Source organism: Pseudonocardia sp. ICBG1293 (assembly GCF_020131355.1).
Classification (GTDB): domain Bacteria; phylum Actinomycetota; class Actinomycetes; order Mycobacteriales; family Pseudonocardiaceae; genus Pseudonocardia.
The window spans coordinates 21,525-45,683 of record NZ_JAHLEL010000059.1; the positions used below are offsets into that span (position 1 = coordinate 21,525).

27 protein-coding genes and 1 pseudogene are annotated in these 24,159 nt (G+C 66.8%); 8 read left to right on the forward strand and 20 right to left on the reverse strand.

The window, feature by feature from the left end; all coding sequences use genetic code 11:
• Positions 1-374: 374 nt before the first annotated feature.
• Positions 375-608 (reverse strand): hypothetical protein, encoded by a 234-nt coding sequence (locus tag KPF47_RS33900; protein ID WP_224388544.1) that lies wholly within the window; start codon positions 606-608, stop codon positions 375-377.
• Between the two features lie 286 nt (positions 609-894).
• On the opposite strand from KPF47_RS33900, the gene KPF47_RS33905 reads away from it, so the two are divergent.
• Positions 895-1,371 (forward strand): hypothetical protein, encoded by a 477-nt coding sequence (locus KPF47_RS33905; protein ID WP_224388546.1) that lies wholly within the window; start codon positions 895-897, stop codon positions 1,369-1,371.
• Between the two features lie 328 nt (positions 1,372-1,699).
• Here KPF47_RS33905 and KPF47_RS33910 read toward each other — a convergent pair whose 3' ends face one another.
• From KPF47_RS33910 to KPF47_RS33930, 4 genes are all read right to left on the reverse strand, one after another.
• A complete protein-coding gene (locus KPF47_RS33910; RefSeq protein WP_224388541.1) occupies positions 1,700-2,596 on the reverse strand; it encodes an IS3 family transposase in 897 nt (298 codons plus the stop codon).
• On the reverse strand, positions 2,593-2,904 hold the full coding sequence (locus KPF47_RS33915) for a transposase (RefSeq protein WP_224388530.1): 312 nt from the start codon (positions 2,902-2,904) through the stop codon (positions 2,593-2,595). Before KPF47_RS33915 ends, KPF47_RS33910 begins: the two co-directional genes overlap by 4 nt.
• Positions 2,905-3,234: 330 nt before the next feature.
• Entirely contained in the window at positions 3,235-4,671 is a 1,437-nt protein-coding gene (locus KPF47_RS33920) for a hypothetical protein (protein ID WP_224388543.1), read from the reverse strand.
• Positions 4,672-5,394: 723 nt separating this feature from the next.
• Complete coding sequence (locus KPF47_RS33930; RefSeq protein ID WP_224388544.1) at positions 5,395-5,628, reverse strand: hypothetical protein; 234 nt, start codon at positions 5,626-5,628, stop codon at positions 5,395-5,397.
• A 286-nt stretch (positions 5,629-5,914) separates the two neighbouring features.
• On the opposite strand from KPF47_RS33930, the gene KPF47_RS33935 reads away from it, so the two are divergent.
• The gene (locus KPF47_RS33935; protein ID WP_224388546.1) at positions 5,915-6,391 is read left to right on the forward strand and encodes a hypothetical protein; all 477 of its coding nucleotides are present in this window, start codon (positions 5,915-5,917) and stop codon (positions 6,389-6,391) included.
• Between the two features lie 328 nt (positions 6,392-6,719).
• On the opposite strand, the gene KPF47_RS33940 is transcribed toward KPF47_RS33935, so the two are convergent.
• The 8 genes from KPF47_RS33940 to KPF47_RS33975 form a co-directional block, all read right to left on the reverse strand.
• Positions 6,720-7,616 carry an IS3 family transposase gene (locus tag KPF47_RS33940; protein WP_224388541.1) on the reverse strand — a complete coding sequence of 299 codons (897 nt, stop codon included), beginning with the start codon at positions 7,614-7,616 and terminating at the stop codon, positions 6,720-6,722.
• On the reverse strand, positions 7,613-7,924 hold the full coding sequence (locus tag KPF47_RS33945; RefSeq protein WP_224388530.1) for a transposase: 312 nt from the start codon (positions 7,922-7,924) through the stop codon (positions 7,613-7,615). Before KPF47_RS33945 ends, KPF47_RS33940 begins: the two co-directional genes overlap by 4 nt.
• A gap of 330 nt (positions 7,925-8,254) precedes the next feature.
• Positions 8,255-8,824 (reverse strand): hypothetical protein, encoded by a 570-nt coding sequence (locus KPF47_RS33950; RefSeq protein WP_224392775.1) that lies wholly within the window; start codon positions 8,822-8,824, stop codon positions 8,255-8,257.
• A 2,428-nt stretch (positions 8,825-11,252) separates the two neighbouring features.
• Complete coding sequence (locus tag KPF47_RS33955) at positions 11,253-11,564, reverse strand: transposase (protein WP_224388530.1); 312 nt, start codon at positions 11,562-11,564, stop codon at positions 11,253-11,255.
• Positions 11,565-11,894: 330 nt separating this feature from the next.
• Positions 11,895-12,485, reverse strand: coding sequence for a hypothetical protein (locus KPF47_RS33960; protein ID WP_224388548.1), 591 nt, complete (start codon positions 12,483-12,485; stop codon positions 11,895-11,897).
• A gap of 168 nt (positions 12,486-12,653) precedes the next feature.
• A complete protein-coding gene (locus KPF47_RS40630) occupies positions 12,654-13,694 on the reverse strand; it encodes a tripartite tricarboxylate transporter substrate binding protein (protein ID WP_224388550.1) in 1,041 nt (346 codons plus the stop codon).
• Positions 13,695-13,815: 121 nt separating this feature from the next.
• The gene (locus KPF47_RS33970; RefSeq protein WP_224388552.1) at positions 13,816-15,042 is read right to left on the reverse strand and encodes an IS110 family transposase; all 1,227 of its coding nucleotides are present in this window, start codon (positions 15,040-15,042) and stop codon (positions 13,816-13,818) included.
• Between the two features lie 1,232 nt (positions 15,043-16,274).
• Positions 16,275-17,123, reverse strand: a complete 849-nt coding sequence (locus KPF47_RS33975; protein WP_308015564.1) for an IS3 family transposase — start codon at positions 17,121-17,123, stop codon at positions 16,275-16,277.
• Positions 17,124-17,130: 7 nt separating this feature from the next.
• On the opposite strand from KPF47_RS33975, the gene KPF47_RS33980 reads away from it, so the two are divergent.
• Together KPF47_RS33980 and KPF47_RS33985 are read left to right on the forward strand one after the other, a co-directional pair.
• Positions 17,131-17,424 carry a transposase gene (locus KPF47_RS33980; RefSeq protein WP_224387616.1) on the forward strand — a complete coding sequence of 98 codons (294 nt, stop codon included), beginning with the start codon at positions 17,131-17,133 and terminating at the stop codon, positions 17,422-17,424.
• 47 nt (positions 17,425-17,471) lie between these two features.
• The gene (locus KPF47_RS33985; RefSeq protein ID WP_308015423.1) at positions 17,472-18,305 is read left to right on the forward strand and encodes an IS3 family transposase; all 834 of its coding nucleotides are present in this window, start codon (positions 17,472-17,474) and stop codon (positions 18,303-18,305) included.
• A gap of 22 nt (positions 18,306-18,327) precedes the next feature.
• On the opposite strand, the gene KPF47_RS33990 is transcribed toward KPF47_RS33985, so the two are convergent.
• The 4 genes and pseudogenes from KPF47_RS33990 to KPF47_RS34005 all read right to left on the reverse strand — a co-directional run bounded on the left by KPF47_RS33990 (position 18,328) and on the right by KPF47_RS34005 (position 19,951).
• Positions 18,328-18,468, reverse strand: coding sequence for a hypothetical protein (locus KPF47_RS33990; RefSeq protein WP_224392776.1), 141 nt, complete (start codon positions 18,466-18,468; stop codon positions 18,328-18,330).
• Positions 18,465-18,755 carry a transposase gene (locus KPF47_RS33995; protein WP_178374588.1) on the reverse strand — a complete coding sequence of 97 codons (291 nt, stop codon included), beginning with the start codon at positions 18,753-18,755 and terminating at the stop codon, positions 18,465-18,467. The genes KPF47_RS33990 and KPF47_RS33995 overlap by 4 nt, the downstream gene beginning before the upstream one ends.
• Positions 18,756-18,801: 46 nt before the next feature.
• Positions 18,802-19,008: pseudogene (locus KPF47_RS34000) on the reverse strand (IS5/IS1182 family transposase); the annotation flags it as partial.
• Between the two features lie 94 nt (positions 19,009-19,102).
• A complete protein-coding gene (locus KPF47_RS34005; protein ID WP_224392777.1) occupies positions 19,103-19,951 on the reverse strand; it encodes an Lsr2 family protein in 849 nt (282 codons plus the stop codon).
• A 153-nt stretch (positions 19,952-20,104) separates the two neighbouring features.
• On the opposite strand from KPF47_RS34005, the gene KPF47_RS34010 reads away from it, so the two are divergent.
• The gene (locus KPF47_RS34010; RefSeq protein ID WP_224388526.1) at positions 20,105-20,398 is read left to right on the forward strand and encodes a transposase; all 294 of its coding nucleotides are present in this window, start codon (positions 20,105-20,107) and stop codon (positions 20,396-20,398) included.
• Positions 20,399-20,445: 47 nt separating this feature from the next.
• Positions 20,446-21,279 (forward strand): IS3 family transposase, encoded by an 834-nt coding sequence (locus KPF47_RS34015; RefSeq protein WP_308015423.1) that lies wholly within the window; start codon positions 20,446-20,448, stop codon positions 21,277-21,279.
• A gap of 22 nt (positions 21,280-21,301) precedes the next feature.
• Here the strand turns inward: KPF47_RS34015 and KPF47_RS34020 are convergent, their stop codons facing one another.
• Entirely contained in the window at positions 21,302-21,517 is a 216-nt protein-coding gene (locus KPF47_RS34020; protein WP_224392778.1) for a hypothetical protein, read from the reverse strand.
• 153 nt (positions 21,518-21,670) lie between these two features.
• Complete coding sequence (locus KPF47_RS34025) at positions 21,671-22,048, reverse strand: hypothetical protein (protein WP_224392779.1); 378 nt, start codon at positions 22,046-22,048, stop codon at positions 21,671-21,673.
• Positions 22,049-22,386: 338 nt separating this feature from the next.
• On the opposite strand from KPF47_RS34025, the gene KPF47_RS34030 reads away from it, so the two are divergent.
• Together KPF47_RS34030 and KPF47_RS34035 are read left to right on the forward strand one after the other, a co-directional pair.
• Positions 22,387-22,845 (forward strand): hypothetical protein, encoded by a 459-nt coding sequence (locus KPF47_RS34030; protein WP_224392780.1) that lies wholly within the window; start codon positions 22,387-22,389, stop codon positions 22,843-22,845.
• A gap of 2 nt (positions 22,846-22,847) precedes the next feature.
• A complete protein-coding gene (locus tag KPF47_RS34035) occupies positions 22,848-23,228 on the forward strand; it encodes a hypothetical protein (protein WP_224392781.1) in 381 nt (126 codons plus the stop codon).
• 94 nt (positions 23,229-23,322) lie between these two features.
• On the opposite strand, the gene KPF47_RS34040 is transcribed toward KPF47_RS34035, so the two are convergent.
• Entirely contained in the window at positions 23,323-24,156 is an 834-nt protein-coding gene (locus KPF47_RS34040) for an IS3 family transposase (RefSeq protein WP_308015423.1), read from the reverse strand.
• Positions 24,157-24,159: the final 3 nt, after the last annotated feature.

Here is a 24,159-nt window from a genome sequence, read left to right on the forward strand (position 1 = left end):
GCTGCTTCAGCCCGCCATGTGGAGTTGAGTTCGGTGCGACCAGCACGTGGTGGCTGGTTCAGGGGGCCTAGCTGCGCATCGTCGTCGATCCTTCGTTCGGTCCGGAAGACCCGGAAGACCCGGAAGACCCGGAAGACCCGGAAGACCCGGAAGACCCGGAAGACCCGGAAGACCCGGAAGACCCGGAAGACCCGGAAGACCCGGAAGACCCGGAAGACCCGGAAGACCCGGAAGACCCGGAAGACCCGGAAGACCCGGAAGACCCGGAAGACCCGGAAGACCCGGAAGACCCGGAAGACCCGGAAGACCCGGAAGACCCGGCTCAGCTTCCGATCCTGCCAGACCTGACTCGCGGCCCTGCCGACAGGGCCGGGCTACTGGCCTGTCGGCCGCTTCGGCGCCCCGCTAGGGTCGTCCCGGTCATCGAGGTCGTCGAGGTGCTCGACGCAGTCATCGAGGATCGCCTGAGTGGTCCGGACATGCCACGCCGCCGGCGCCTGATCTTCGAGGGTCGCCCCGTACGGGTTACGGACCTTCTCCGCTGCACACACCAGCTCCCGGGCCACAGCGAGGATCTTGTCCCGCAACCAGTTCTCCTCCAGATCCACCCCACCACGCCCCACACGACGGACCGGCCGCGGGGAGACGAGGCCCGGTGGCATCCACTGCGGGCCGGGATCAGGCTCGTTGGGTGGCTCGGGGTGCGAGTTGAGCACGGTCTTCCTCCGAGGTCCGGAGCTCCGGGCGCCACTTGCTTGGCTGCATGCGCACCGCAGGAGCGATGTTGTGAGCTTGCATGTCTGGGCACGCTCTGTCAATGCAGCTATGCTCTGCGTGTGCGCGATCATGCATACGGGTGGTCGTCGATGAGGAGGGGCGGAAGGGCGGTTCGGTGTGGGTGCCACGGCAGATGAGGTAGAGGTTCGAGCGGCCGAGAGACTGGCCAACAAGATCAACATGTTGTTCGACACGGTCTATGACCGTTCGGTGCGGGATCGTCCGTATTCGACGAATGAGGTTGCTCAGTGGCTCCAGGAGCACGCTGATGAAGGGCCAACGATCAGCGCTAACTATCTGCGAGCTCTCCGCGGTGCGTGGCGTACGAACCCGACTGCGAACAGTCTGCGCGCGATTGCTCGATTTTTCCAGGTTGATCCGGGATATCTTTTAACGGATGACAGGAAGACTGAAGAGTTGCATCAGGAGCTGTCTGCTCTTCGGCTCCTTGCCGATGCTAGCGCCCGTGGTATTGCTACTCGCGCTGCATCGCTGGACGCTTCCACGCAGGCCTGGGTATTGCAGATGCTAGAGACTCTGCCGACACACAGGGAAAGAGAGAGCCGAGAGCAGGAAGACACCTCTTCCAGGTAGCGATTGATCCTATATAAGCAGGTCCGCCACCTCTGAAGCAGTCCCTTTCGAAGGCTGTGAGTCGCGCGGAACGCCGTTATCGTTCTCTTGCAGAAACTCTGAACCATGCGCTTCGAGGGCGGCCTGAATTCGGTCAAGCCCGCCGGCGTGGTGTGTGACGACTACCGCGTGATCTCCTGTTCTGTCAGGCGCTGAGCGCCGGGATCGTGTCGGTTGAGGTCACCTCCTCGCCGTTGGAAGCGGTGCCGGAGACCACGGTGACTCGGGCGCGGGCCAGGACCTCGAGCCCGAGGTAGCGTGAGCTTCCCCCGGTTTGCCGGAGTGTGGGTTACCTGTCGGCGTCGCGCTGGGCGCGACGATAGTCGTCTTCGTACTCGTCGGGTGAGAGCCCTCCGAGGCGGGCCTGGATCCGGCGCGGGTTGTACCAGCCGTCGAGGTAGCGGATCAGCGCATGCTCGGCCTCGCAGCGGGTCGCGAAGCCCGTCCCGGGCCAGTAGAGCAGCTCGATCTTGAGCGTGGACCACAGGTTCTCGGCGAGGGCGTTGTCATAGCTGTCCCCTGTGGACCCTGTCGACGGGGCGACACCCGCGTCGACCAGGCGCTGAGTGAATCGCAGTGCCGTGTATTGGGCCCCCTTGTCGCTGTGAAAGATCAACTGACCGGGACGCAGGCTCCGGGAGCGCAGCGCGTGGTTGAGCGCGGTCAGCACCAGCACCGTCGTGGCTCGCGGGTCGGTGGCCCAGCCGACGACCCGGTTGGAGAACGCGTCCCGCACCGAGGCCAGCCACAACACGCCCTCACCGGTGACGATGCGAGTCAGGTCCGCCACCCACACCCGGTTGGGCGCGGTCGCGGTGAAGTCGCGTTCGAGCAGGTCCGGCGCCGGGCGGTGGGCCGGATTCTGCCGGGTCGAGCCGCCCTTCCAGCCGCGACGCAGGTGCGCGCCCTGAAGGCCGTGCTCGCGCATGATCCGAGCGACGCGCTTGCGCCCGACGTGCACGCCCTGGCGGCGCAGCTCCAGCCACACCCGCGGGGATCCGTAGGTGGTGGCGAACTCGCTCACCGAGCGGATCTTCACGATCTGCTCAAGCAGGACGGCGTCGTCGAGCTGCCGCTGAGAGGGGTTCGCGCGGCGGGCGCGCCAGTCGTAGTAGGTCGAGGCCGCGATGTTCAGGACCCGTAGTACGAGACCGGCGGGGAAATCATGGGCATCGACGAAGCTCATGATTTCCTCCGGGTCGGGCCGATCTCGCTGGCGAAATAGGCGCTCGCCGCGCGCAGGACCTCGTTGACCCGCCGCAGCTCAGCGTTCTCCCGCGCGAGCCGGCGGTTCTCGGCGAGCATGTCGGTCGACGGCCGATCATGGCGCTCGCCGGTGTCTGCCTCGGCCTGACGGACCCAGTTGCGCAGGGCCTCGTGATGCACCCCGAGCTGCTCGGCGAGCCCCCGGAACGTCGGGCGAGGGTCGGACTCCCGATACAGCCGAACCGCTCGTTCGCGCAGCTCATCGGGGTACTTTTTCGGTGCGGGCACCAGTGCCTTCCTTCCTGGCCCTCAAGATCGAACCAGTGTTCAGACACTCCGGCAAAGCGGGGGAACCTCAATCGCCGGACGCTCGAAAACCGCCGAGCCTCACACACCGTTCATTGGACAGACCCGGACAGACCCCACGGGATGTTCATGACTGGGACGGGCAGGCTTGTCGTGACTGGTGAGAGGATTTCTGGCGGGTTCAGGTCGCCGGGGTGGTCGTGGGCAAGTCGACCCGGACCGCAGCCCGTGCTAGCGGGCGAGGACCGGAAGCGACGCGGCAGCACCGTTCGTGGGACTTGGCAGCCGCCGGGTGGGAGCACGAGCTGGTGTTCAGCATGACGCCCCGGCAGAGGAGACCCGTCGGGAGCGCCGGGCCTGGAGCAGAGCGGTGATCTGAGCGCGGGCGCTCTCCCGGGTGGCGGCGCCGGCGGTGTCGTGGTCGGGGACGAGCCCGGTGAGTAGCGCGTGTCGGTCACGGGCCTGGTTACAGGCCAGGGTGGTGCGAGCCAGGGCCGGCTGTTGGTCGTCGACCCGGAGAGCGGTGGGTGGGAGCTGGGTGTGGCCGTAGGGCAGCCGCTGCGCGGCGGCGCGGCCGTGCCGGGCGGCGAGAGTGGCCCGCTGGCGGGCGTCGAGGTGCGGGGAGGTCAGGGGCCCGCGAGGCCCGGTCCAGGGGGCCAGGCGGTGGCGCAGCCACCCCGACGGCCAGCGCACCTGAGAGGCCGGGCAGCGCTCAACGGGCCGGGACGGCCCGTTGAGAGTGGGCTGGTGGGCCAGGGCGTGGCGCAGGTCGTTGTTGGTCCACCCCGCTCGCCAGAACGCCTTCACCGCGGCCCGGATCGCGCGGGGCGACAGCCGCGCCAGCAGCGGGTCATCGCGCAGCTGACGTGCTGCGGCGAGCATTTCCCCGCGGGTGAGGGGCACCCGCTCATCGAACCAGTCCCCCTCGCGGCGGCCCTGCCGGGGCGGCGACGGCCGAACAGGCCGCACGGACCGCGGGGTCCGCGGGGTCCGCGCTGAGGGTCGGAGTCCAGCCGGTGGCTTATTGTGGATGATCGTTCTCGCGCGCGTATGAGGGGAACTCTTACCTTCGGTAAGAGTAAACCCCGTTGGGGTCCAACTTTCGCCGTGCAACGATCCCGAGGGGGGTTCGAGCGGGGCCCCTGAGGGGGTTGCGGAGGGGATGTCGACGGTCTCGGTGAGCGGGCGGGCTACGTCGCGCGCGGCGGCGGTGTTCAACTCGGTGATGGCGTGGTCGGGGAGGCGGAGTTGATATACGGCGGCCCGGTTCCCGGTCTGGGCTCGGCGGTCGGCGTGGGTGCTGGTCTGTGCGGTGATCTGGCGTTCGAGTAGGTTGCGGTAGCGGTGGGTGGTGCCGCGTTCGACGAGGACGAGCCAGCCGAGTTTTTTCAGCGTGGCGATCCAGGCTGCGATCGAGGCTCTCGACCATCCGGTGGTCTCCTGCAGCCGGGCCCAGGTCGGCCGGGTCAGGTGATCGGTCCAGTCCGCCCGGCGGGCCAGCTCGGTCAGCAGAGCGCGCAGACGGCGCTGGACATCGCTACGCAGCCCCTGGAACCAGGAGGAGTCACGCAGCGCGTGGGTCCAGTGCCGGGCCGTGCGCGGCAACCCCCGGATCGCCGCGGCAACGTCCTCGCCACCGCTCGGGGTGGCCGTGTCAGCGGTGATCGCCGACCAGCACACGGTGCAGAGGATCGAGGCGAGCACTGTGTCCCGGTCGACCCCGGAACGACGCACACAGTGCGTACACATCTGCGCCACTGCTGGAGCGGCGAGGGCTGCACGGTCGGTGAGCAGGTGGGCGGCGGTCAGGGCCGCTGCCGCGATAGCGAGCTGCCCGGGGCCGATCCCCGGCAGCGGCCAAAGACTACCGACAGGGGTGGGGCGGATCGGACAGACGTCCTGGCCGTCGGCGTCCCCGGTAGGGGGCGTTGCCCGGTGGTCAGTGTCCGAGCTATTCTTGTCGCACGCTAGCAAGGCGTGTTCGCTCCTTCAGATGATGGTGGGGGGGCTGAAGGAGCGGAGTGGTGACTCCGTGTACTTCCGTCGTAGGTTCCGGCCGGCCGTCAGGTCGGGCCCTACGACGTTCTGAAGCACATACTGCTGCTTCAGCCCGCCATGTGGAGTTGAGTTCGGTGCGACCAGCACGTGGTGGCTGGTTCAGGGGGCCTAGCTGCGCATCGTCGTCGATCCTTCGTTCGGTCCGGAAGACCGGAAGACCCGGAAGACCCGGAAGACCCGGAAGAGACCGGAAGACCCGGAAGACCCGGAAGACCCGGAAGACCCGGAAGACCCGGAAGACCCGGAAGACCCGGAAGACCGGAAGACCCGGAAGACCCGGAAGACCCGGAAGACCCGGAAGACCCGGAAGACCCGGAAGACCCGGAAGACCCGGAAGACCCGGAAGACCCGGAAGACCCGGCTCAGCTTCCGATCCTGCCAGACCTGACTCGCGGCCCTGCCGACAGGGCCGGGCTACTGGCCTGTCGGCCGCTTCGGCGCCCCGCTAGGGTCGTCCCGGTCATCGAGGTCGTCGAGGTGCTCGACGCAGTCATCGAGGATCGCCTGAGTGGTCCGGACATGCCACGCCGCCGGCGCCTGATCTTCGAGGGTCGCCCCGTACGGGTTACGGACCTTCTCCGCTGCACACACCAGCTCCCGGGCCACAGCGAGGATCTTGTCCCGCAACCAGTTCTCCTCCAGATCCACCCCACCACGCCCCACACGACGGACCGGCCGCGGGGAGACGAGGCCCGGTGGCATCCACTGCGGGCCGGGATCAGGCTCGTTGGGTGGCTCGGGGTGCGAGTTGAGCACGGTCTTCCTCCGAGGTCCGGAGCTCCGGGCGCCACTTGCTTGGCTGCATGCGCACCGCAGGAGCGATGTTGTGAGCTTGCATGTCTGGGCACGCTCTGTCAATGCAGCTATGCTCTGCGTGTGCGCGATCATGCATACGGGTGGTCGTCGATGAGGAGGGGCGGAAGGGCGGTTCGGTGTGGGTGCCACGGCAGATGAGGTAGAGGTTCGAGCGGCCGAGAGACTGGCCAACAAGATCAACATGTTGTTCGACACGGTCTATGACCGTTCGGTGCGGGATCGTCCGTATTCGACGAATGAGGTTGCTCAGTGGCTCCAGGAGCACGCTGATGAAGGGCCAACGATCAGCGCTAACTATCTGCGAGCTCTCCGCGGTGCGTGGCGTACGAACCCGACTGCGAACAGTCTGCGCGCGATTGCTCGATTTTTCCAGGTTGATCCGGGATATCTTTTAACGGATGACAGGAAGACTGAAGAGTTGCATCAGGAGCTGTCTGCTCTTCGGCTCCTTGCCGATGCTAGCGCCCGTGGTATTGCTACTCGCGCTGCATCGCTGGACGCTTCCACGCAGGCCTGGGTATTGCAGATGCTAGAGACTCTGCCGACACACAGGGAAAGAGAGAGCCGAGAGCAGGAAGACACCTCTTCCAGGTAGCGATTGATCCTATATAAGCAGGTCCGCCACCTCTGAAGCAGTCCCTTTCGAAGGCTGTGAGTCGCGCGGAACGCCGTTATCGTTCTCTTGCAGAAACTCTGAACCATGCGCTTCGAGGGCGGCCTGAATTCGGTCAAGCCCGCCGGCGTGGTGTGTGACGACTACCGCGTGATCTCCTGTTCTGTCAGGCGCTGAGCGCCGGGATCGTGTCGGTTGAGGTCACCTCCTCGCCGTTGGAAGCGGTGCCGGAGACCACGGTGACTCGGGCGCGGGCCAGGACCTCGAGCCCGAGGTAGCGTGAGCTTCCCCCGGTTTGCCGGAGTGTGGGTTACCTGTCGGCGTCGCGCTGGGCGCGACGATAGTCGTCTTCGTACTCGTCGGGTGAGAGCCCTCCGAGGCGGGCCTGGATCCGGCGCGGGTTGTACCAGCCGTCGAGGTAGCGGATCAGCGCATGCTCGGCCTCGCAGCGGGTCGCGAAGCCCGTCCCGGGCCAGTAGAGCAGCTCGATCTTGAGCGTGGACCACAGGTTCTCGGCGAGGGCGTTGTCATAGCTGTCCCCTGTGGACCCTGTCGACGGGGCGACACCCGCGTCGACCAGGCGCTGAGTGAATCGCAGTGCCGTGTATTGGGCCCCCTTGTCGCTGTGAAAGATCAACTGACCGGGACGCAGGCTCCGGGAGCGCAGCGCGTGGTTGAGCGCGGTCAGCACCAGCACCGTCGTGGCTCGCGGGTCGGTGGCCCAGCCGACGACCCGGTTGGAGAACGCGTCCCGCACCGAGGCCAGCCACAACACGCCCTCACCGGTGACGATGCGAGTCAGGTCCGCCACCCACACCCGGTTGGGCGCGGTCGCGGTGAAGTCGCGTTCGAGCAGGTCCGGCGCCGGGCGGTGGGCCGGATTCTGCCGGGTCGAGCCGCCCTTCCAGCCGCGACGCAGGTGCGCGCCCTGAAGGCCGTGCTCGCGCATGATCCGAGCGACGCGCTTGCGCCCGACGTGCACGCCCTGGCGGCGCAGCTCCAGCCACACCCGCGGGGATCCGTAGGTGGTGGCGAACTCGCTCACCGAGCGGATCTTCACGATCTGCTCAAGCAGGACGGCGTCGTCGAGCTGCCGCTGAGAGGGGTTCGCGCGGCGGGCGCGCCAGTCGTAGTAGGTCGAGGCCGCGATGTTCAGGACCCGTAGTACGAGACCGGCGGGGAAATCATGGGCATCGACGAAGCTCATGATTTCCTCCGGGTCGGGCCGATCTCGCTGGCGAAATAGGCGCTCGCCGCGCGCAGGACCTCGTTGACCCGCCGCAGCTCAGCGTTCTCCCGCGCGAGCCGGCGGTTCTCGGCGAGCATGTCGGTCGACGGCCGATCATGGCGCTCGCCGGTGTCTGCCTCGGCCTGACGGACCCAGTTGCGCAGGGCCTCGTGATGCACCCCGAGCTGCTCGGCGAGCCCCCGGAACGTCGGGCGAGGGTCGGACTCCCGATACAGCCGAACCGCTCGTTCGCGCAGCTCATCGGGGTACTTTTTCGGTGCGGGCACCAGTGCCTTCCTTCCTGGCCCTCAAGATCGAACCAGTGTTCAGACACTCCGGCAAAGCGGGGGAACCTCAATCGCCGGACGCTCGAAAACCGCCGAGCCTCACACACCGTTCATTGGACAGACCCGGACAGACCCCACGGGATGTTCATGACTGGGACGGGCAGGCTTGTCGTGACTGGTGAGAGGATTTCTGGCGGGTTCAGGTCGCCGGGGTGGTCGTGGGCAAGTCGACCCGGACCGCAGCCCGTGCTAGCGGGCGAGGACCGGAAGCGACGCGGCAGCACCGTTCGTGGGACTTGGCAGCCGCCGGGTGGGAGCACGAGCTGGTGTTCAGCATGACGCCCCGGCAGAGGAGACCCGTCGGGAGCGCCGGGCCTGGAGCAGAGCGGTGATCTGAGCGCGGGCGCTCTCCCGGGTGGCGGCGCCGGCGGTGTCGTGGTCGGGGACGAGCCCGGTGAGTAGCGCGTGTCGGTCACGGGCCTGGTTACAGGCCAGGGTGGTGCGAGCCAGGGCCGGCTGTTGGTCGTCGACCCGGAGAGCGGTGGGTGGGAGCTGGGTGTGGCCGTAGGGCAGCCGCTGCGCGGCGGCGCGGCCGTGCCGGGCGGCGAGAGTGGCCCGCTGGCGGGCGTCGAGGTGCGGGGAGGTCAGGGGCCCGCGAGGCCCGGTCCAGGGGGCCAGGCGGTGGCGCAGCCACCCCGACGGCCAGCGCACCTGAGAGGCCGGGCAGCGCTCAACGGGCCGGGACGGCCCGTTGAGAGTGGGCTGGTGGGCCAGGGCGTGGCGCAGGTCGTTGTTGGTCCACCCCGCTCGCCAGAACGCCTTCACCGCGGCCCGGATCGCGCGGGGCGACAGCCGCGCCAGCAGCGGGTCATCGCGCAGCTGACGTGCTGCGGCGAGCATTTCCCGCGGGTGAGGGGCACCCGCTCATCGAACCAGTCCCCCTCGCGGCGGCCCTGCCGGGGCGGCGACGGCCGAACAGGCCGCACGGACCGCGGGGTCCGCGGGGTCCGCGCTGAGGGTCGGAGTCCAGCCGGTGGCTTATTGTGGATGATCGTTCTCGCGCGCGTATGAGGGGAACTCTTACCTTCGGTAAGAGTAAACCCCGTTGGGGTCCAACTTTCGCCGTGCAACGATCCCGAGGGGGGTTCGAGCGGGGCCCCTGAGGGGGTTGCGGAGGGGATGTCGACGGTCTCGGTGAGCGGGGGCTACGTCGCGCGCGGCGGCGGTGTTCAACTCGGTGATGGCGTGGTCGGGGAGGCGGAGTTGATATACGGCGGCCCGGTTCCCGGTCTGGGCTCGGCGGTCGGCGTGGGTGCTGGTCTGTGCGGTGATCTGGCGTTCGAGTAGGTTGCGGTAGCGGTGGGTGGTGCCGCGTTCGACGAGGACGAGCCAGCCGAGTTTTTTCAGCGTGGCGATCCAGGCTGCGATCGAGGCTCTCGACCATCCGGTGGTCTCCTGCAGCCGGGCCCAGGTCGGCCGGGTCAGGTGATCGGTCCAGTCCGCCCGGCGGGCCAGCTCGGTCAGCAGAGCGCGCAGACGGCGCTGGACATCGCTACGCAGCCCCTGGAACCAGGAGGAGTCACGCAGCGCGTGGGTCCAGTGCCGGGCCGTGCGCGGCAACCCCGGATCGCCGCGGCAACGTCCTCGCCACCGCTCGGGGTGGCCGTGTCAGCGGTGATCGCCGACCAGCACACGGTGCAGAGGATCGAGGCGAGCACTGTGTCCCGGTCGACCCCGGAACGACGCACACAGTGCGTACACATCTGCGCCACTGCTGGAGCGGCGAGGGCTGCACGGTCGGTGAGCAGGTGGGCGGCGGTCAGGGCCGCTGCCGCGATAGCGAGCTGCCCGGGGCCGATCCCCGGCAGCGGCCAAAGACTACCGACAGGGGTGGGGCGGATCGGACAGACGTCCTGGCCGTCTCGCCGTCGGCGTACCCGGTAGGGGCGTTGCCCGGTGGTCAGTGTCCGAGCTATTCTTGTCGCACGCTAGCAAGGCGTGTTCGCTCCTTCAGATGATGGTGGGGGGGCTGAAGGAGCGGAGTGGTGACTCCGTTGTACTTCCGTCGTAGGGCCCGGCCGTCAGGTCGGGCCCTACGACGTTCTGAAGCACATACTGCTGCTTCAGCCCGCCATGTGGAGTTGAGTTCGGTGCGACCAGCACGTGGTGGCTGGTTCAGGGGGCCTAGCTGCGCATCGTCGTCGATCCTTCGTTCGGTCCGGAAGACCGGAAGACCCGGAAGCCGGAAGACCCGGAAGACCCGGAAGACCCGGAAGACCCGAAGACCCGGAAGACCACCCAGGAAGACCGGAAGACCCGAAGACCCGGAAGACCCGGAAGACCCGGAAGACCCGGAAGACCCGGAAGGACCCGGAAGACCCGGAAGACCCGGAAGACCCGGAAGACCCGGAAGACCCGGAAGACCCGGAAGACCCGGCTCAGCTTCCGATCCTGCCAGACCTGACTCGCGGCCCTGCCGACAGGGCCGGGCTACGGCCTGTCGGCCGCTTCGGCGCCCCGCTAGGGTCGTCCCGGTCATCGAGGTCGTCGAGGTGCTCGACGCAGTCATCGAGGATCGCCTGAGTGGTCCGGACATGCCAGCCGCGGCGCCTGATCTTCGAGGGTCGCCCCGTACGGGTTACGGACCTTCTCCGCTGCACCACACCAGCTCCCGGGCCACAGCGAGGATCTTGTCCCGCAACCAGTTCTCCTCCAGATCCACCCCACCACGCCCCACACGACGGACCGGCCGCGGGGAGACGAGGCCCGGTGGCATCCACTGCGGGCCGGGATCAGGCTCGTTGGGTGGCTCGGGGTGCGAGTTGAGCACGGTCTTCCTCCGAGGTCCGGAGCTCCGGGCGCCACTTGCTTGGCTGCATGCGCACACCGCAGGAGCGATGTTGTGAGCTTGCATGTCTTGGGCACGCTCTGTCAATGCAGCTATGCTCTGCGTGTGCGCGATCATGCATACGGGTGGTCGTCGATGAGGAGGGGCGGAAGGGCGGTTCGGTGTGGGTGCCACGGCAGATGAGGTAGAGGTTCGAGCGGCCGAGAGACTGGCCAACAAGATCAACATGTTGTTCGACACGGTCTATGACCGTTCGGTGCGTGATCGTCCGTCCGTATCGACGAATGAGGTTGCTCAGTGGCTCCAGGAGCACGCTGATGAAGGGCCAACGATCAGCGCTTAACTATCTGCGAGCTCTCCGCGGTGCGTGGCGTACGAACCCGACTGCGAACACAGTCCTGCGCGCGATTGCTCGATTTTCCCAGGTTGATCAGGACCCGTAGTACGAGACCGGCGGGAAATCATGGGCATCGACGAAGCTCATGATTTCCTCCGGGTCGGGCCGATCTCGCTGGCGAAATAGGCGCTCGCCGCGCGCAGGACCTCGTTGACCCGCCGCAGCTCAGCGTTCTCCCGCGCGAGCCGGCGGTTCTCGGCGAGCATGTCGGTCGACGGCCGATCATGGCGCTCGCCGGTGTCTGCCTCGGCCTGACGGACCCAGTTGCGCAGGGCCTCGTGATGCACCCCGAGCTGCTCGGCGAGCCCCCGGAACGTCGGGCGAGGGTCGGACTCCCGATACAGCCGAACCGCTCGTTCGCGCAGCTCATCGGGGTACTTTTTCGGTGCGGGCACCAGTGCCTTCCTTCCTGGCCCTCAAGATCGAACCAGTGTTCAGACACTCCGGCAAAGCGGGGGAACCTCAATCGCCGGACGCTCGAAAACCGCCGAGCCTCACACACCGTTCATTGGACAGACCCGGACAGACCCCACGGGATGTTCATGACTGGGACGGGCAGGCTTGTCGTGACTGGTGAGAGGATTTCTGGCGGGTTCAGGTCGCCGGGGTGGTCGTGGGCAAGTCGACCCGGACCGCAGCCCGTGCTAGCGGGCGAGGACCGGAAGCGACGCGGCAGCACCGTTCGTGGGACTTGGCAGCCGCCGGGTGGGAGCACGAGCTGGTGTTCAGCATGACGCCCCGGCAGAGGAGACCCGTCGGGAGCGCCGGGCCTGGAGCAGAGCGGTGATCTGAGCGCGGGCGCTCTCCCGGGTGGCGGCGCCGGCGGTGTCGTGGTCGGGGACGAGCCCGGTGAGTAGCGCGTGTCGGTCACGGGCCTGGTTACAGGCCAGGGTGGTGCGAGCCAGGGCCGGCTGTTGGTCGTCGACCCGGAGAGCGGTGGGTGGGAGCTGGGTGTGGCCGTAGGGCAGCCGCTGCGCGGCGGCGCGGCCGTGCCGGGCGGCGAGAGTGGCCCGCTGGCGGGCGTCGAGGTGCGGGGAGGTCAGGGGCCCGCGAGGCCCGGTCCAGGGGGCCAGGCGGTGGCGCAGCCACCCCGACGGCCAGCGCACCTGAGAGGCCGGGCAGCGCTCAACGGGCCGGGACGGCCCGTTGAGAGTGGGCTGGTGGGCCAGGGCGTGGCGCAGGTCGTTGTTGGTCCACCCCGCTCGCCAGAACGCCTTCACCGCGGCCCGGATCGCGCGGGGCGACAGCCGCGCCAGCAGCGGGTCATCGCGCAGCTGACGTGCTGCGGCGAGCATTTCCCCGCGGGTGAGGGGCACCCGCTCATCGAACCAGTCCCCCTCGCGGCGGCCCTGCCGGGGCGGCGACGGCCGAACAGGCCGCACGGACCGCGTAGCGGGCCGGGTCACGATCGATGATCATCGTCAAACATCGTGCCGCCACCCACCTTCGACACCGACATCGCTACTGCGCATCAGGTCGTTACGTCAGGCGAGCCCGAGCCCACCGAGTACCCGACGGACGCGCGCACGTTCTTCATTCAGGAAGGCGTGGAACTGCGCCGAGGATAGATACGCGTCCTGCCAGTTGTTTTCGGCGAGGTAATGTTTCCATTCTGGTGAGGCGACCAGGGCTTCGACGGTGTTTTCCAGCTCGGCTCGTTGCGTCAATTCCAGCCCAGGCGGCGCCATCAGGCCCCGCCAGTTGGATGACGTAACGTTAATTCCATACTCACGCAGAGTGGGGACGTCCGATCCAGGTTTCCGCTCGTTCGCCGCGACCGCTAGTGCGCGAAGTTCTCCTGTCTTGAGATGGTAGACGAATTCGCTAGCGCCAGTGGCAGCGAAAGTGACCTCTTCGCGGAGGAGTGCCTCCAGTAGACGCCCCCCGCCATCGTGGGCGATGTAGTTGACCGACTTCGGGGCCAGGCCAACGTATTCAGCCGTCAGCATCGGTGCGAGATGGTCAGGGCCGCCGAGAGAGGAGCCGCCCCCTACAAGAATCGCGGCAGGATATTCCTTCCATGCTGTAATCAGATCACTTATGTTGCGGTACGGAGAGTTCGCAGGGACAAGGATTATCTCAGGCTCCTCCATTAGTCGGGCGATCGGAAGGATCTCACTGAGCATGGAATTTGCTTGGTTACTGAGCAGGCCACCAACCAGGCCGAGTCCCATGCTCACTAGCAGTCGGTCGTCACCGGCCTCGTTGATGGCGTAATGGATCCCGGTTATGCCGCTGTGCCCGGTGACGTTGAAGATCTCAACCGCGCTGGTCAGTCCGGCAGCTTCGAGTACTCCGCCAACGGCTCGAGCTAGCATGTCATAGCCACTACCGGGTGAGTTCGGGACGAGTAATCGCAAATCATGCATACGTCCATCTGCGAGCTCCATCAGGGGTCGCCTCTCGAGCGCGGCGCCACCGCCGACTGCGGCGAGCCCGAGAAGAACCCCCAGCTGTCGCCGGGTGACGGGGATCTTCGATCCGACTGAAGGGGACGATTGAGACATCTGCACGAATTCCTGCACGCTCCGATTGGGTGGACCTCGATAGGAACTCACGTCACCCACCCAGGAGGCAAATTCTGCTACATACTGTTACGAGTTCATGCGCTATCGGGTTCAGGGCGTGCTGTCTTCGGGGGGGGGGTCAAGCGGCTGCGGCCACTGGCTGCAGCGTCGGGACGCTTGGTGGTGCGTAGGGGCGGCGGTCGCGGAGCATGGCGTAGATGACGTCGGTGCGGCGTCGGGCGAGGCAGATCAGGGCAGTGTTATGGCGCTTGCCGCTGGCTCGTTTACGGTCGTAGTAGGCGCGGCTGGTCGGGTCGGCGAGACTGGCGAATGCCGACAAGAACAGTGCCGATTTCAGGGCGTGGTTCCCGCGCTGGGAGCGGGTCTCGCCCTTGATCGAGCTGCCCGAGCGGCGTGTCACGGGGGCCAGGCCTGCGTAAGCGGCGAGGTGACCGGCGGTGGGGAACGCAGCGCCGTTTCCGACGATCGTGAGGATCTTCAAGGCGGTCCTGAACCCGAGACCGGGCATCGAGGTCAGGACCCGGGCAAGAGGGTGGGTCTCCAGCAGGTCCTCGAGCTCGGCGGCGAGGGTGTCTCGCTCGATGCGGACCTCGCGCAGCTGCGTGGCGACCCCGGCGATCACTCTCCCGAACGCGGCGGTGCCTGGGACGACGACGGTCTGGGTGTCGAGCGCGGCCGGGATCGTGGCGGGCAGTGTTTTGGCCAGCCGCGGGGAACGCGGTCGCATGGCGGCGGCGATCACGGCCTCGCCGAGGTCGCGCAGGGCCTGCGGTGTCGGGGCGGTGGCGAGTAGATCGAGCACTCCGCCGCGGTCGAGCCGGGGGCCGAGCAGGCGTTCCAGGGCTGGGTGGACGTGGAGCAGGGCGTCGCGCAGCCGGTTGGTCAGCCGGGTCGACTGGGCGGTGAGGTCGTCGTCGTAGCCGGCGAGGACGGTGAGCTCGGCGAGGGTCTCGTCGTCGGTGCCGACCCGGCGCAGCGTGTGCGGCACGGTGCGGGCGGCGTCGGCGATGACGTGGGCGTCGCGGGCGTCGGTCTTGCCCTGGCCGGGGTGCAGGTCGGCGATGCGGCGCATCGCCAGCCCGGGCAGGTAGGCCACCTCGATGCCCAGCGAGCGGGCCGCCGCGACGGCCAGCGCACCGATCGAGGCAGGCTGGTCGACCACGACCAGCGTCCGGCCGTGCTCGGTGAGGCGTGTGAAGACCTCGGTCAGCGCGGCCTCGTCGTTGGGCAACGGCTTGTCGTGCAGCCGCTTCCCAGCCCGGTCCAACGCGCAGGCGTGGTGCACCGACTTTCCCACGTCCAGGCCGCAGAACACCTCGAAGCCGGTGTTGTCGGATTCCGACAAGAAGGTCTCCTCGCTCGTCGCCGCAGGCCGACCTGGACACCCGCGCCGGCCGCCACGTTACGAGCAGACCGCGCGAGCGGGTCAGGTCTCTATCAGCGGTCGTTGGCGCCCGCCGACCACGGTGACAACACCCCCCCAGATCATCAACGACAGGGGCGATAAGTCATGCCGTGGCCGGTGGCCTACAAGCCCTCACCGGGCTTGATCAAGAAGGTAACGTGTCTCTATGGGGTTGTCGGTTGTCGTACAGGTAGACGCATTCAGGGCGAGGTGATCGCCGTGAAGGTTATCCACGGCATCGTTTCCTGGTAGGAGGCCCAGTAATCGGCGCCGAATTGTTCCAGTCCGGCCGGGGATGCGGGGCAGTCCCCCCCAGCGAACCTCTCGGAATCCTTCTGAGCGGAGACAGTCGTCGAGCACGTCTCGGCGGGGTGCATGCAGCCGGAGCGTCACTAGAGGATCGCAGTGAGCGGTGAAGTCTAGTTCCACGACGTCGGACGATTCCTTCACGATCGTGTATTCGATTTTGTATGTGCGGAGTTCCGGCCGGGTCAGTGGCGCGTCGGCGTCGGTGAGGAGCGCAACGACCCGGGTACCATCACGACAGTTCGCGTGGATAGACCTGAGCATGGAACGCACTGAGGTGTTCTCAGTAGCGCGGTGACAGATCGGTCGACACGCCGAAGACGGCGAGGTCGCAGGAGAACAGGCAGGACCCCGGTAGATCAGGTCGGTCCGACCAAAGATCGACTCCACCACCGAGGTCCTGCATGCACGATCCTGTCAGCTACACCGGTGTGCTCCCGATCGGGGAGCCCACCGTGGGCTCCCTGGCTCGGCTTCTGGCCGGTGAACGTGCCCGCTGTGGCACCCGAACCGGTCGCCGTGCTCTGGCCCCCGTCGCCCAGGCGGTCCTGGTCCTGCGGTGGTTCCTCGATGCGAGCCGTGTGGCGCGCCTGGCGGCCGACAACACGATCAGCACCGCAACCGCCTACCGCTACCTGCACGAGGGCATCGACGTCCTGGCCTCGGCCGCGCCCGGGCTCCATGGAGCCCTGCTGGCCGCCCGCGCAGCCGGCCACACCCACGTGAGTCTCGACGGAACGTTGATCACCACTGATCGGTGCCGAGCGATCGGGCCCACCGCCGGGGTGGACCTGTGGTGGTCGGGCAAGCACCACTGCCACGGCGGCAACATCCAGTGTGGTTCCCCCGAGATCGTGGAGGGTTCCCTATGCCGCGTCTCGAGTGAGGGCGGCGTTCTCGTAGACGATCGGTGCGAGCCCGGCGGCGGCGCTGTGTCGTCGCCGGTGGTTGTAGAAGCCGTAGCACCAGTCGATAACCACCGCCCGAGCCTTCGCAGTGGTGTCGAAGTCGTTGCGGGACAGCACTTCCCACTCCAGGCTGGAGAAGAACGCCTCCGCCGCGGCGTTGTCGAAACACGACCCGACCCGACCCATGGACTGGCGGATGTCCAGGCGGCGACACAACGTGGCGAACGCGCCGGCGGTGTAGGTCGAGCCGCGGTCGGTGTGAAAGATCACCCCTGCGATCCCGTCCGCGCCGCCGCGGGCCGCGACGGCCATCCGGATGGCCTCACACGCCAGCTCGGCGTTGGGGTGCAGCCCGGTGGCCGCGCCGAGCAACCTGCGCGAGTACAGGTCGATCACCGTGGCCAGATACAGCTTCCCGGCCGCGGTGGGGATCTCGGTCATGTCCCCGACCCAGCGGCGGTTCGGCTCGGCGGCGGTGAAGTCGCGGTTCAGCAGGTCCGGGAACTTCGGCGCCGCCTTGTCCTGGCGGGTCAGCCCGTTGCGCCTCCGGATGCGGCGGGCGACCAGGCTCTGTCGGCGCATCGAGTCCGCCACGGTCTTCTCCGACACCTTCCACCCCGCCTCACGTAGGTCCGCGTGCAACCGCGGCGAGCCGTGCAGACGCTCGGCGGCGTCGAACCCGGCCCTCACGGCGGCGTCGAGCGCGCGTCGGCGCTCCTCAGTCGCAGTCAGGCCGCCACCGGGACTGAGCTTGGCCCCTGGTACCGGACACCTGTCCTGAGGCGGACGCCGTCCGCCGGGAAGGATGTCGTTCGTGCCCGCTCCTCACCCGCCGGAGTTCCGGCAACGCGCTATCGACCTGGCCCGTTCGAAGGTCAAGCCGATCTCGGAAATCGCCAAGGACCTGTCGTTGTCGGAGTCGTGTCTGCGGAACTGGGTCTCCCAGGCCGACGCAGACGACGGTGACCCGCGCTCCACACGTCTGTCGAGCGCGGAGAAAAGTGAGATCGTCGAACTCCGAAAGAAGGCCCGCCGGCTCGAGATCGAGAACGAGATCCTCAAGCGTGCTGCCGCGTACTTCGCCCGGGAGAACATCCTCCCAAAGTAGTTTTCCCGCTGGTCCGTGAACTCGCCGACGATGGATTCGACGTCGCGGTGACCTGCCGGGTCCTTGGCGTCCGCCGCCAGGGCTACTACGAATGGCACTCCGGGGCGACATCGCTACGGACGCAGGAGAACGAACTGCTCCTCAAACACATCGAGAAAATCCACGCAGAGTCCCGGGGCACCTACGGATGGCCACGTGTGCACGCCGAGCTCACCCTCGGACTCGGTATCACGGTGAACCACAAACGCGTCGCTCGGCTGATGCGCCAGGCCGGGATCCAGGGCCTCTACCGGCGACGCAACCACGGCTGCACCGTCCGGGACCAGCACGCCGACCCCTACACCGACCTGGTCGACCGCGACTTCACCGTCGACGGACCGGATGAGATCTGGTGCACCGACATCACCGAACACCCCACCCGAGAAGGGAAAGTCTACTGCGCGGCAGTCATCGATGTATTCTCCCGGAAAGCAGTCGGATGGTCCATCGCCGACAACATGCGCACCGAACTCGTCATCGACGCCCTCGGCATGGCCATACTCCGCCGACGCCCGCAATACCACGCCACGATCCTACATTCCAACCACGGCACCCAATTCACATCATGGGCATTCGGTCGACGTCTGGTCGCCGCTGGAATCGTCCCATCGATGGGCTCGATCGGAGATTGCTACGATAACTCTCTGGTCGAATCATTCTGGGGTACCATGCAACTCGAACTGCTCGATTCCAGAACCTGGAAAACCCGCGCAGAGCTTGCCACCGCCATCTTCGAATGGATAGAATGCTGGTACAATCCGTTACGGCGCCATTCCAGTATTGGGATGCTCTCCCCGAACGACTTCGAAGCAGCCCACACCCCGCCCAACCACACCCACTGACCCCACACCGTCGGGGTCCGGACTACGGGGCCAAGCTCAGACTGGTGGCGCGACTCAGCCACTTGTACAGCCAGGAGATCGACACGCCGAGCAGCGCGCAGGCCAGCGTGTGCGGCACCCGGTGGAAGGTCCTCTGGTCGGCGATGAAACGTGCCACGCTCACTTCGTCGCCTCCTTGACCCACAGGACCACGGATCGTTTGAGGACATCACGCTCCATCCGCAGCTCGGCGTTCTCCGCCCGCAGCCGCTTGAGCTCGGCGATGTCACCCCGGGAGAGGCCTTCGGTGTCCTCGCGGGCCTCCCGCGCTCGGGCCACCCAGTTGCCCAGTGTGCCCTCGTTGACCCCCAGGTCGCGGGCGATCTGGGCGATCGGCTTGCCGGTCTCCTCGACGATCCGGACCGCACCGTCACGGAACTCCCGGTCGTATCGCTTCCGTACCTCTGGCATCGCCACCCCTTATAGCTGATGCCTCCCCGATCATGGGGGAACCGCAGTCCGAGCAACCCGGCGTGGCGATGCGTTCGTAGCCACTACCGTGCACCAGAGCGGCAACGACGTGGTCGAACACGACCCGATCAGAGATCCGGCGACGGTGACAGCCCCACGGATGGGTCGGGTCGAACTCGGGCCGGTCAGACCCGATCAGAGCGGCGAACTCGCCCCACAAGGGCTCGATCAACCAGGATGGCAAGGCGGGCACGGAGCCTCCATGATCACGGAGCGTCAACAACTTCATGATCGACAGGTCCGTGCCCGCACCTCGTCTGCCATGCCCGGCCGCGACCAGGCTGTGATCATTCCGCGCGACCTCTAACACCAGCACCAGTCTCGGGGCCCGCACCATCAGGATCGAGCAGCTCCGGATGAGCCCGCAGATAGGCATCCCGTACCTGCGCCGACAACCGCCCCCGCACACCCACCGGATAACCCTGAGCCTGCGCCCACGCCCGCACCGACGCCACCGACACCCCAGGAGCCCGTCCAAGAACCGGCGCCTGCATGTCGGGGGCACCGTGAGCGGGATCGGGGACATCACGATCCACGACACCGGCCGTTCCAGCGGAAGCGATGCCAGCAGAACCGCCAGACCCGGTGTCGCCAGACCCGGGGTCGGCGAGTGACCACAGGGCCAGCGGCACATCCCCCTCGCGCGCGACACCACGGCGTGCAGCCGCGCGGCGCTGACGGCCCCGACCTGATCCCACAGAACCAGCCACGCCGAGACCACCCGCACCGCCCGCGGGGCCGCGGTGCATCTCGACCGCACCACCACACGCTGTGCAGCCCGACCGCACGCCGTCCTGCACAACAGCAGCTACACCGGCCCCATCCCGAGCACCGACCGACTCGAAATTCCCGAGGTCACCGGGGGCCTCGATATCAGCGAGGGAGGTGAGCAGGGTGTCGACGAACACCCGCGCGACATCAGTGTGGGCATGATGATCCAGAAACGCCGACACCACCCGCAACGCCGACAACGCATCAGCCTCCCGCTCGCCCCACACCGGATGCGGCTCCACCCCCCGCGCCGCTCGCCGGGCGACACGCACCACCCCCGCGAACCGGCGAACCCGCGCGATCTCCCCCGCCACACCGGACACCGCAGCACCAGGCACCGCGCCAGCCGGGTCGGGTCCGTTCACCCGTCCATGCTTACCCGGACGACGCCGTACCCGCTACCGCAGCAAGGTAGGCATCCCGGACATGCGACGGGAGCCGACCCCGCTCTGAGCTTGGCCCCTGGTACCGGACACCTGTCCTGAGGCGGACGCCGTCCGCCGGGAAGGATGTCGTTCGTGCCCGCTCCTCACCCGCCGGAGTTCCGGCAACGCGCTATCGACCTGGCCCGTTCGAAGGTCAAGCCGATCTCGGAAATCGCCAAGGACCTGTCGTTGTCGGAGTCGTGTCTGCGGAACTGGGTCTCCCAGGCCGACGCAGACGACGGTGACCCGCGCTCCACACGTCTGTCGAGCGCGGAGAAAAGTGAGATCGTCGAACTCCGAAAGAAGGCCCGCCGGATCGAGATCGAGAACGAGATCCTCAAGCGTGCTGCCGCGTACTTCGCCCGGGAGAACATCCTCCCAAAGTAGTTTTCCCGCTGGTCCGTGAACTCGCCGACGATGGATTCGACGTCGCGGTGACCTGCCGGGTCCTTGGCGTCCGCCGCCAGGGCTACTACGAATGGCACTCCGGGGCGACATCGCTACGGACGCAGGAGAACGAACTGCTCCTCAAACACATCGAGAAAATCCACGCAGAGTCCCGGGGCACCTACGGATGGCCACGTGTGCACGCCGAGCTCACCCTCGGACTCGGTATCACGGTGAACCACAAACGCGTCGCTCGGCTGATGCGCCAGGCCGGGATCCAGGGCCTCTACCGGCGACGCAACCACGGCTGCACCGTCCGGGACCAGCACGCCGACCCCTACACCGACCTGGTCGACCGCGACTTCACCGTCGACGGACCGGATGAGATCTGGTGCACCGACATCACCGAACACCCCACCCGAGAAGGGAAAGTCTACTGCGCGGCAGTCATCGATGTATTCTCCCGGAAAGCAGTCGGATGGTCCATCGCCGACAACATGCGCACCGAACTCGTCATCGACGCCCTCGGCATGGCCATACTCCGCCGACGCCCGCAATACCACGCCACGATCCTACATTCCAACCACGGCACCCAATTCACATCATGGGCATTCGGTCGACGTCTGGTCGCCGCTGGAATCGTCCCATCGATGGGCTCGATCGGAGATTGCTACGATAACTCTCTGGTCGAATCATTCTGGGGTACCATGCAACTCGAACTGCTCGATTCCAGAACCTGGAAAACCCGCGCAGAGCTTGCCACCGCCATCTTCGAATGGATAGAATGCTGGTACAATCCGTTACGGCGCCATTCCAGTATTGGGATGCTCTCCCCGAACGACTTCGAAGCAGCCCACACCCCGCCCAACCACACCCACTGACCCCACACCGTCGGGGTCCGGACTACGGGGCCAAGCTCAGGTCGGGTAGGGCGTGGGTGAGGATGGTGAAGCCGCGGTGCATGGTCTCGAGTGCGGTGGTGGTGCCGTGGTCGATGCTGTCGGCGATGGCTTCGATCCTGCCGGTGAGGTGCTCACCGCGGGGACCAGCGTAGAGGCGCCCGGACGGTCTGGGCTCGTTGCCGAGCTGCAGGGTCGATGGTGCGGGAGAGCCCCGCACCGGGGGTCGTGGGCACCCTGTGCGTCAGTGCCGTGGTCCCTCGGTGCGGGGCTCTCGGTGTAGGCGGTCTGTCTGCTGTTCGTGGACAGAGACAGGCCGTGTGATCGCCGGCGTGGTGTGTTGAGGGCTCCCGCCGGCGAAGTAGTGCGGGTGTTACTTGCGGTCCTTGACCGTGTCCCCAGCCGCGCCGGTCTGGGTGCAGTTGTCGGACTGGTCGGTGACTGAGTGTCCGGACTTGGCTGTGGCGGAGCCGAGGATCCCCAGTGCGCCGGTCAGGCCGTTCGTGGCGGCGGCGTCCTCGATCGGGACCTGGAGTCCGATGAGGTTGACCGGGATGTTGTTGTTGCAGGCCTGGATCGGCACATTGACGTTGTTGCCGTTGAGGCCGGCGATCAGACCTTCGGCGCTCTTGTCGATCCCGTCACCCTGATCACCGCCGTGGTCGCTGTCGCCGTGGGCCATGGCCACCGGGGAGAGCGCCATCAGCGATGCCGCTGATGCTGCCATGACGATCCCCGTCTTCTTCCACATCACGCATGTCCTCCAGGTAGTGCTGGTATTCAGATACGAGGGGGGAGCCCGTGCTGGCTGTAACGAGACGCTTCAGGGCGGGTAACTGCAGGTCAACGGTCATCACCCGGTCGTTGCGCGGTGACTGCGTACCGTTGTCCCGGGTCGTGCCGTGATGGCCCGAGTGGGGGTGGTGTTGGGGGTCGGTTGGTGCCGTTGGGGTCGCTGTCGGTGACCGACCACTGACCCGGTACGGTCTGTGTTTACAGGATCGCTCAGTTGGGTGTATGCGCCAGCTGGTTCTTGACGGAACGTGAGGCTCAGACGTGAGTGCGCCCCCCGCCCGCAGGATGCGGTGCGTGGCCGTTGCTGTTGCGGTGGTCGCGGGCGCGGCTGGCTGCGGTACAGGATCGACCACGCTTTCCGGCGCGCGCGCCGTGTCGGGTGCAGCCAAACCCGTGCCCTACGGCCACGAGTCCACTGTCGATGCCCTTACGGTCACCGCGTCCGAGCTGCAGAAGCACGACGCGCTCAGTGCGGTTCAGGCCTGCTCGGTGGTGGCAGTGAAGAACAACAGGGATGATGTGGTGCAGTTCGATCCGTTCGACTGGAAGTTCACCGGCGACGACGGTGTCGATGTCCTCGCCGGTCACTCCCTCGGAGGCCACGTGAACGACCTCGGTTACGGAAACCTTGCCCCGGGTGAGACCGCTTCGGGCGCGGTGTGCAGTGACCCGATGGTGGACGCCGCTGAGGTCACTGGTGTCCAGTACGAGCCGCTGTTCGGTGCCTCCCCTCCGGTCACCTGGACGGGGTGAGTATGTCTGGTCTCGACGCTGCGACAGATCGCAAGCAGAAGGTGCTGGCCACCGGTGTCGGCTGTGGTGGGCTGCTGTTCGTGTTCCTGATCGTGTTGATGCTCGCGATCTCGTGCTCCCACGGGGGCCGCTCGACGCCGTCATCGACGGTAGTGGCCCCGCCGCCGATGTCTGCGTCTGCAGCGCCCGCCGCCGAGCCTGTTCAGGACTCGTATGTGTCGGCGACGGTTCCCGCCCCGGCCGTTGGTGGGAAGGAATGCTCGGGCTTCGCGACCCAGACCCAAGCGCAGGCGGAGTTGTTGCCCGGCGACCCGTACGGTCTCGATCAGGACGGTGACGGGCAGGCCTGCGAGGTCTACTTCGCCAGCAAGGACACGAACTAGTGTCGCATAAACGATGTTCTTTGACCGGGTCGGCAGTGGTTGAGTAGGTCGTCTGTGAGCTTGGCCCCGTAGTCCGGACACCGACGGTGTGGGGTCAGTGGGTGTGGTTGGGCGGGGTGTGGGCTGCTTCGAAGTCGTTCGGGGAGAGCATCCCAATACTGGAATGGCGCCGTAACGGATTGTACCAGCATTCTATCCATTCGAAGATGGCGGTGGCAAGCTCTGCGCGGGTTTTCCAGGTTCTGGAATCGAGCAGTTCGAGTTGCATGGTACCCCAGAATGATTCGACCAGAGAGTTATCGTAGCAATCTCCGATCGAGCCCATCGATGGGACGATTCCAGCGGCGACCAGACGTCGACCGAATGCCCATGATGTGAATTGGGTGCCGTGGTTGGAATGTAGGATCGTGGCGTGGTATTGCGGGCGTCGGCGGAGTATGGCCATGCCGAGGGCGTCGATGACGAGTTCGGTGCGCATGTTGTCGGCGATGGACCATCCGACTGCTTTCCGGGAGAATACATCGATGACTGCCGCGCAGTAGACTTTCCCTTCTCGGGTGGGGTGTTCGGTGATGTCGGTGCACCAGATCTCATCCGGTCCGTCGACGGTGAAGTCGCGGTCGACCAGGTCGGTGTAGGGGTCGGCGTGCTGGTCCCGGACGGTGCAGCCGTGGTTGCGTCGCCGGTAGAGGCCCTGGATCCCGGCCTGGCGCATCAGCCGAGCGACGCGTTTGTGGTTCACCGTGATACCGAGTCCGAGGGTGAGCTCGGCGTGCACACGTGGCCATCCGTAGGTGCCCCGGGACTCTGCGTGGATTTTCTCGATGTGTTTGAGGAGCAGTTCGTTCTCCTGCGTCCGTAGCGATGTCGCCCCGGAGTGCCATTCGTAGTAGCCCTGGCGGCGGACGCCAAGGACCCGGCAGGTCACCGC

Coding starts and splice junctions, on each gene's coding strand:
- KPF47_RS33910 (WP_224388541.1), bottom strand. CDS start 2,596: ATGAGCTTCGTCGATGCCCATGATTTCCCCGCCGGTCTCGTACTACGG.
- KPF47_RS33920 (WP_224388543.1), bottom strand. CDS start 4,671: ATGTGTACGCACTGTGTGCGTCGTTCCGGGGTCGACCGGGACACAGTG.
- KPF47_RS33940 (WP_224388541.1), bottom strand. CDS start 7,616: ATGAGCTTCGTCGATGCCCATGATTTCCCCGCCGGTCTCGTACTACGG.
- KPF47_RS33950 (WP_224392775.1), bottom strand. CDS start 8,824: ATGCTCGCCGCAGCACGTCAGCTGCGCGATGACCCGCTGCTGGCGCGG.
- KPF47_RS33995 (WP_178374588.1), bottom strand. CDS start 18,755: ATGCCAGAGGTACGGAAGCGATACGACCGGGAGTTCCGTGACGGTGCG.
- KPF47_RS34025 (WP_224392779.1), bottom strand. CDS start 22,048: ATGTGGAAGAAGACGGGGATCGTCATGGCAGCATCAGCGGCATCGCTG.
- KPF47_RS34035 (WP_224392781.1), top strand. CDS start 22,848: ATGTCTGGTCTCGACGCTGCGACAGATCGCAAGCAGAAGGTGCTGGCC.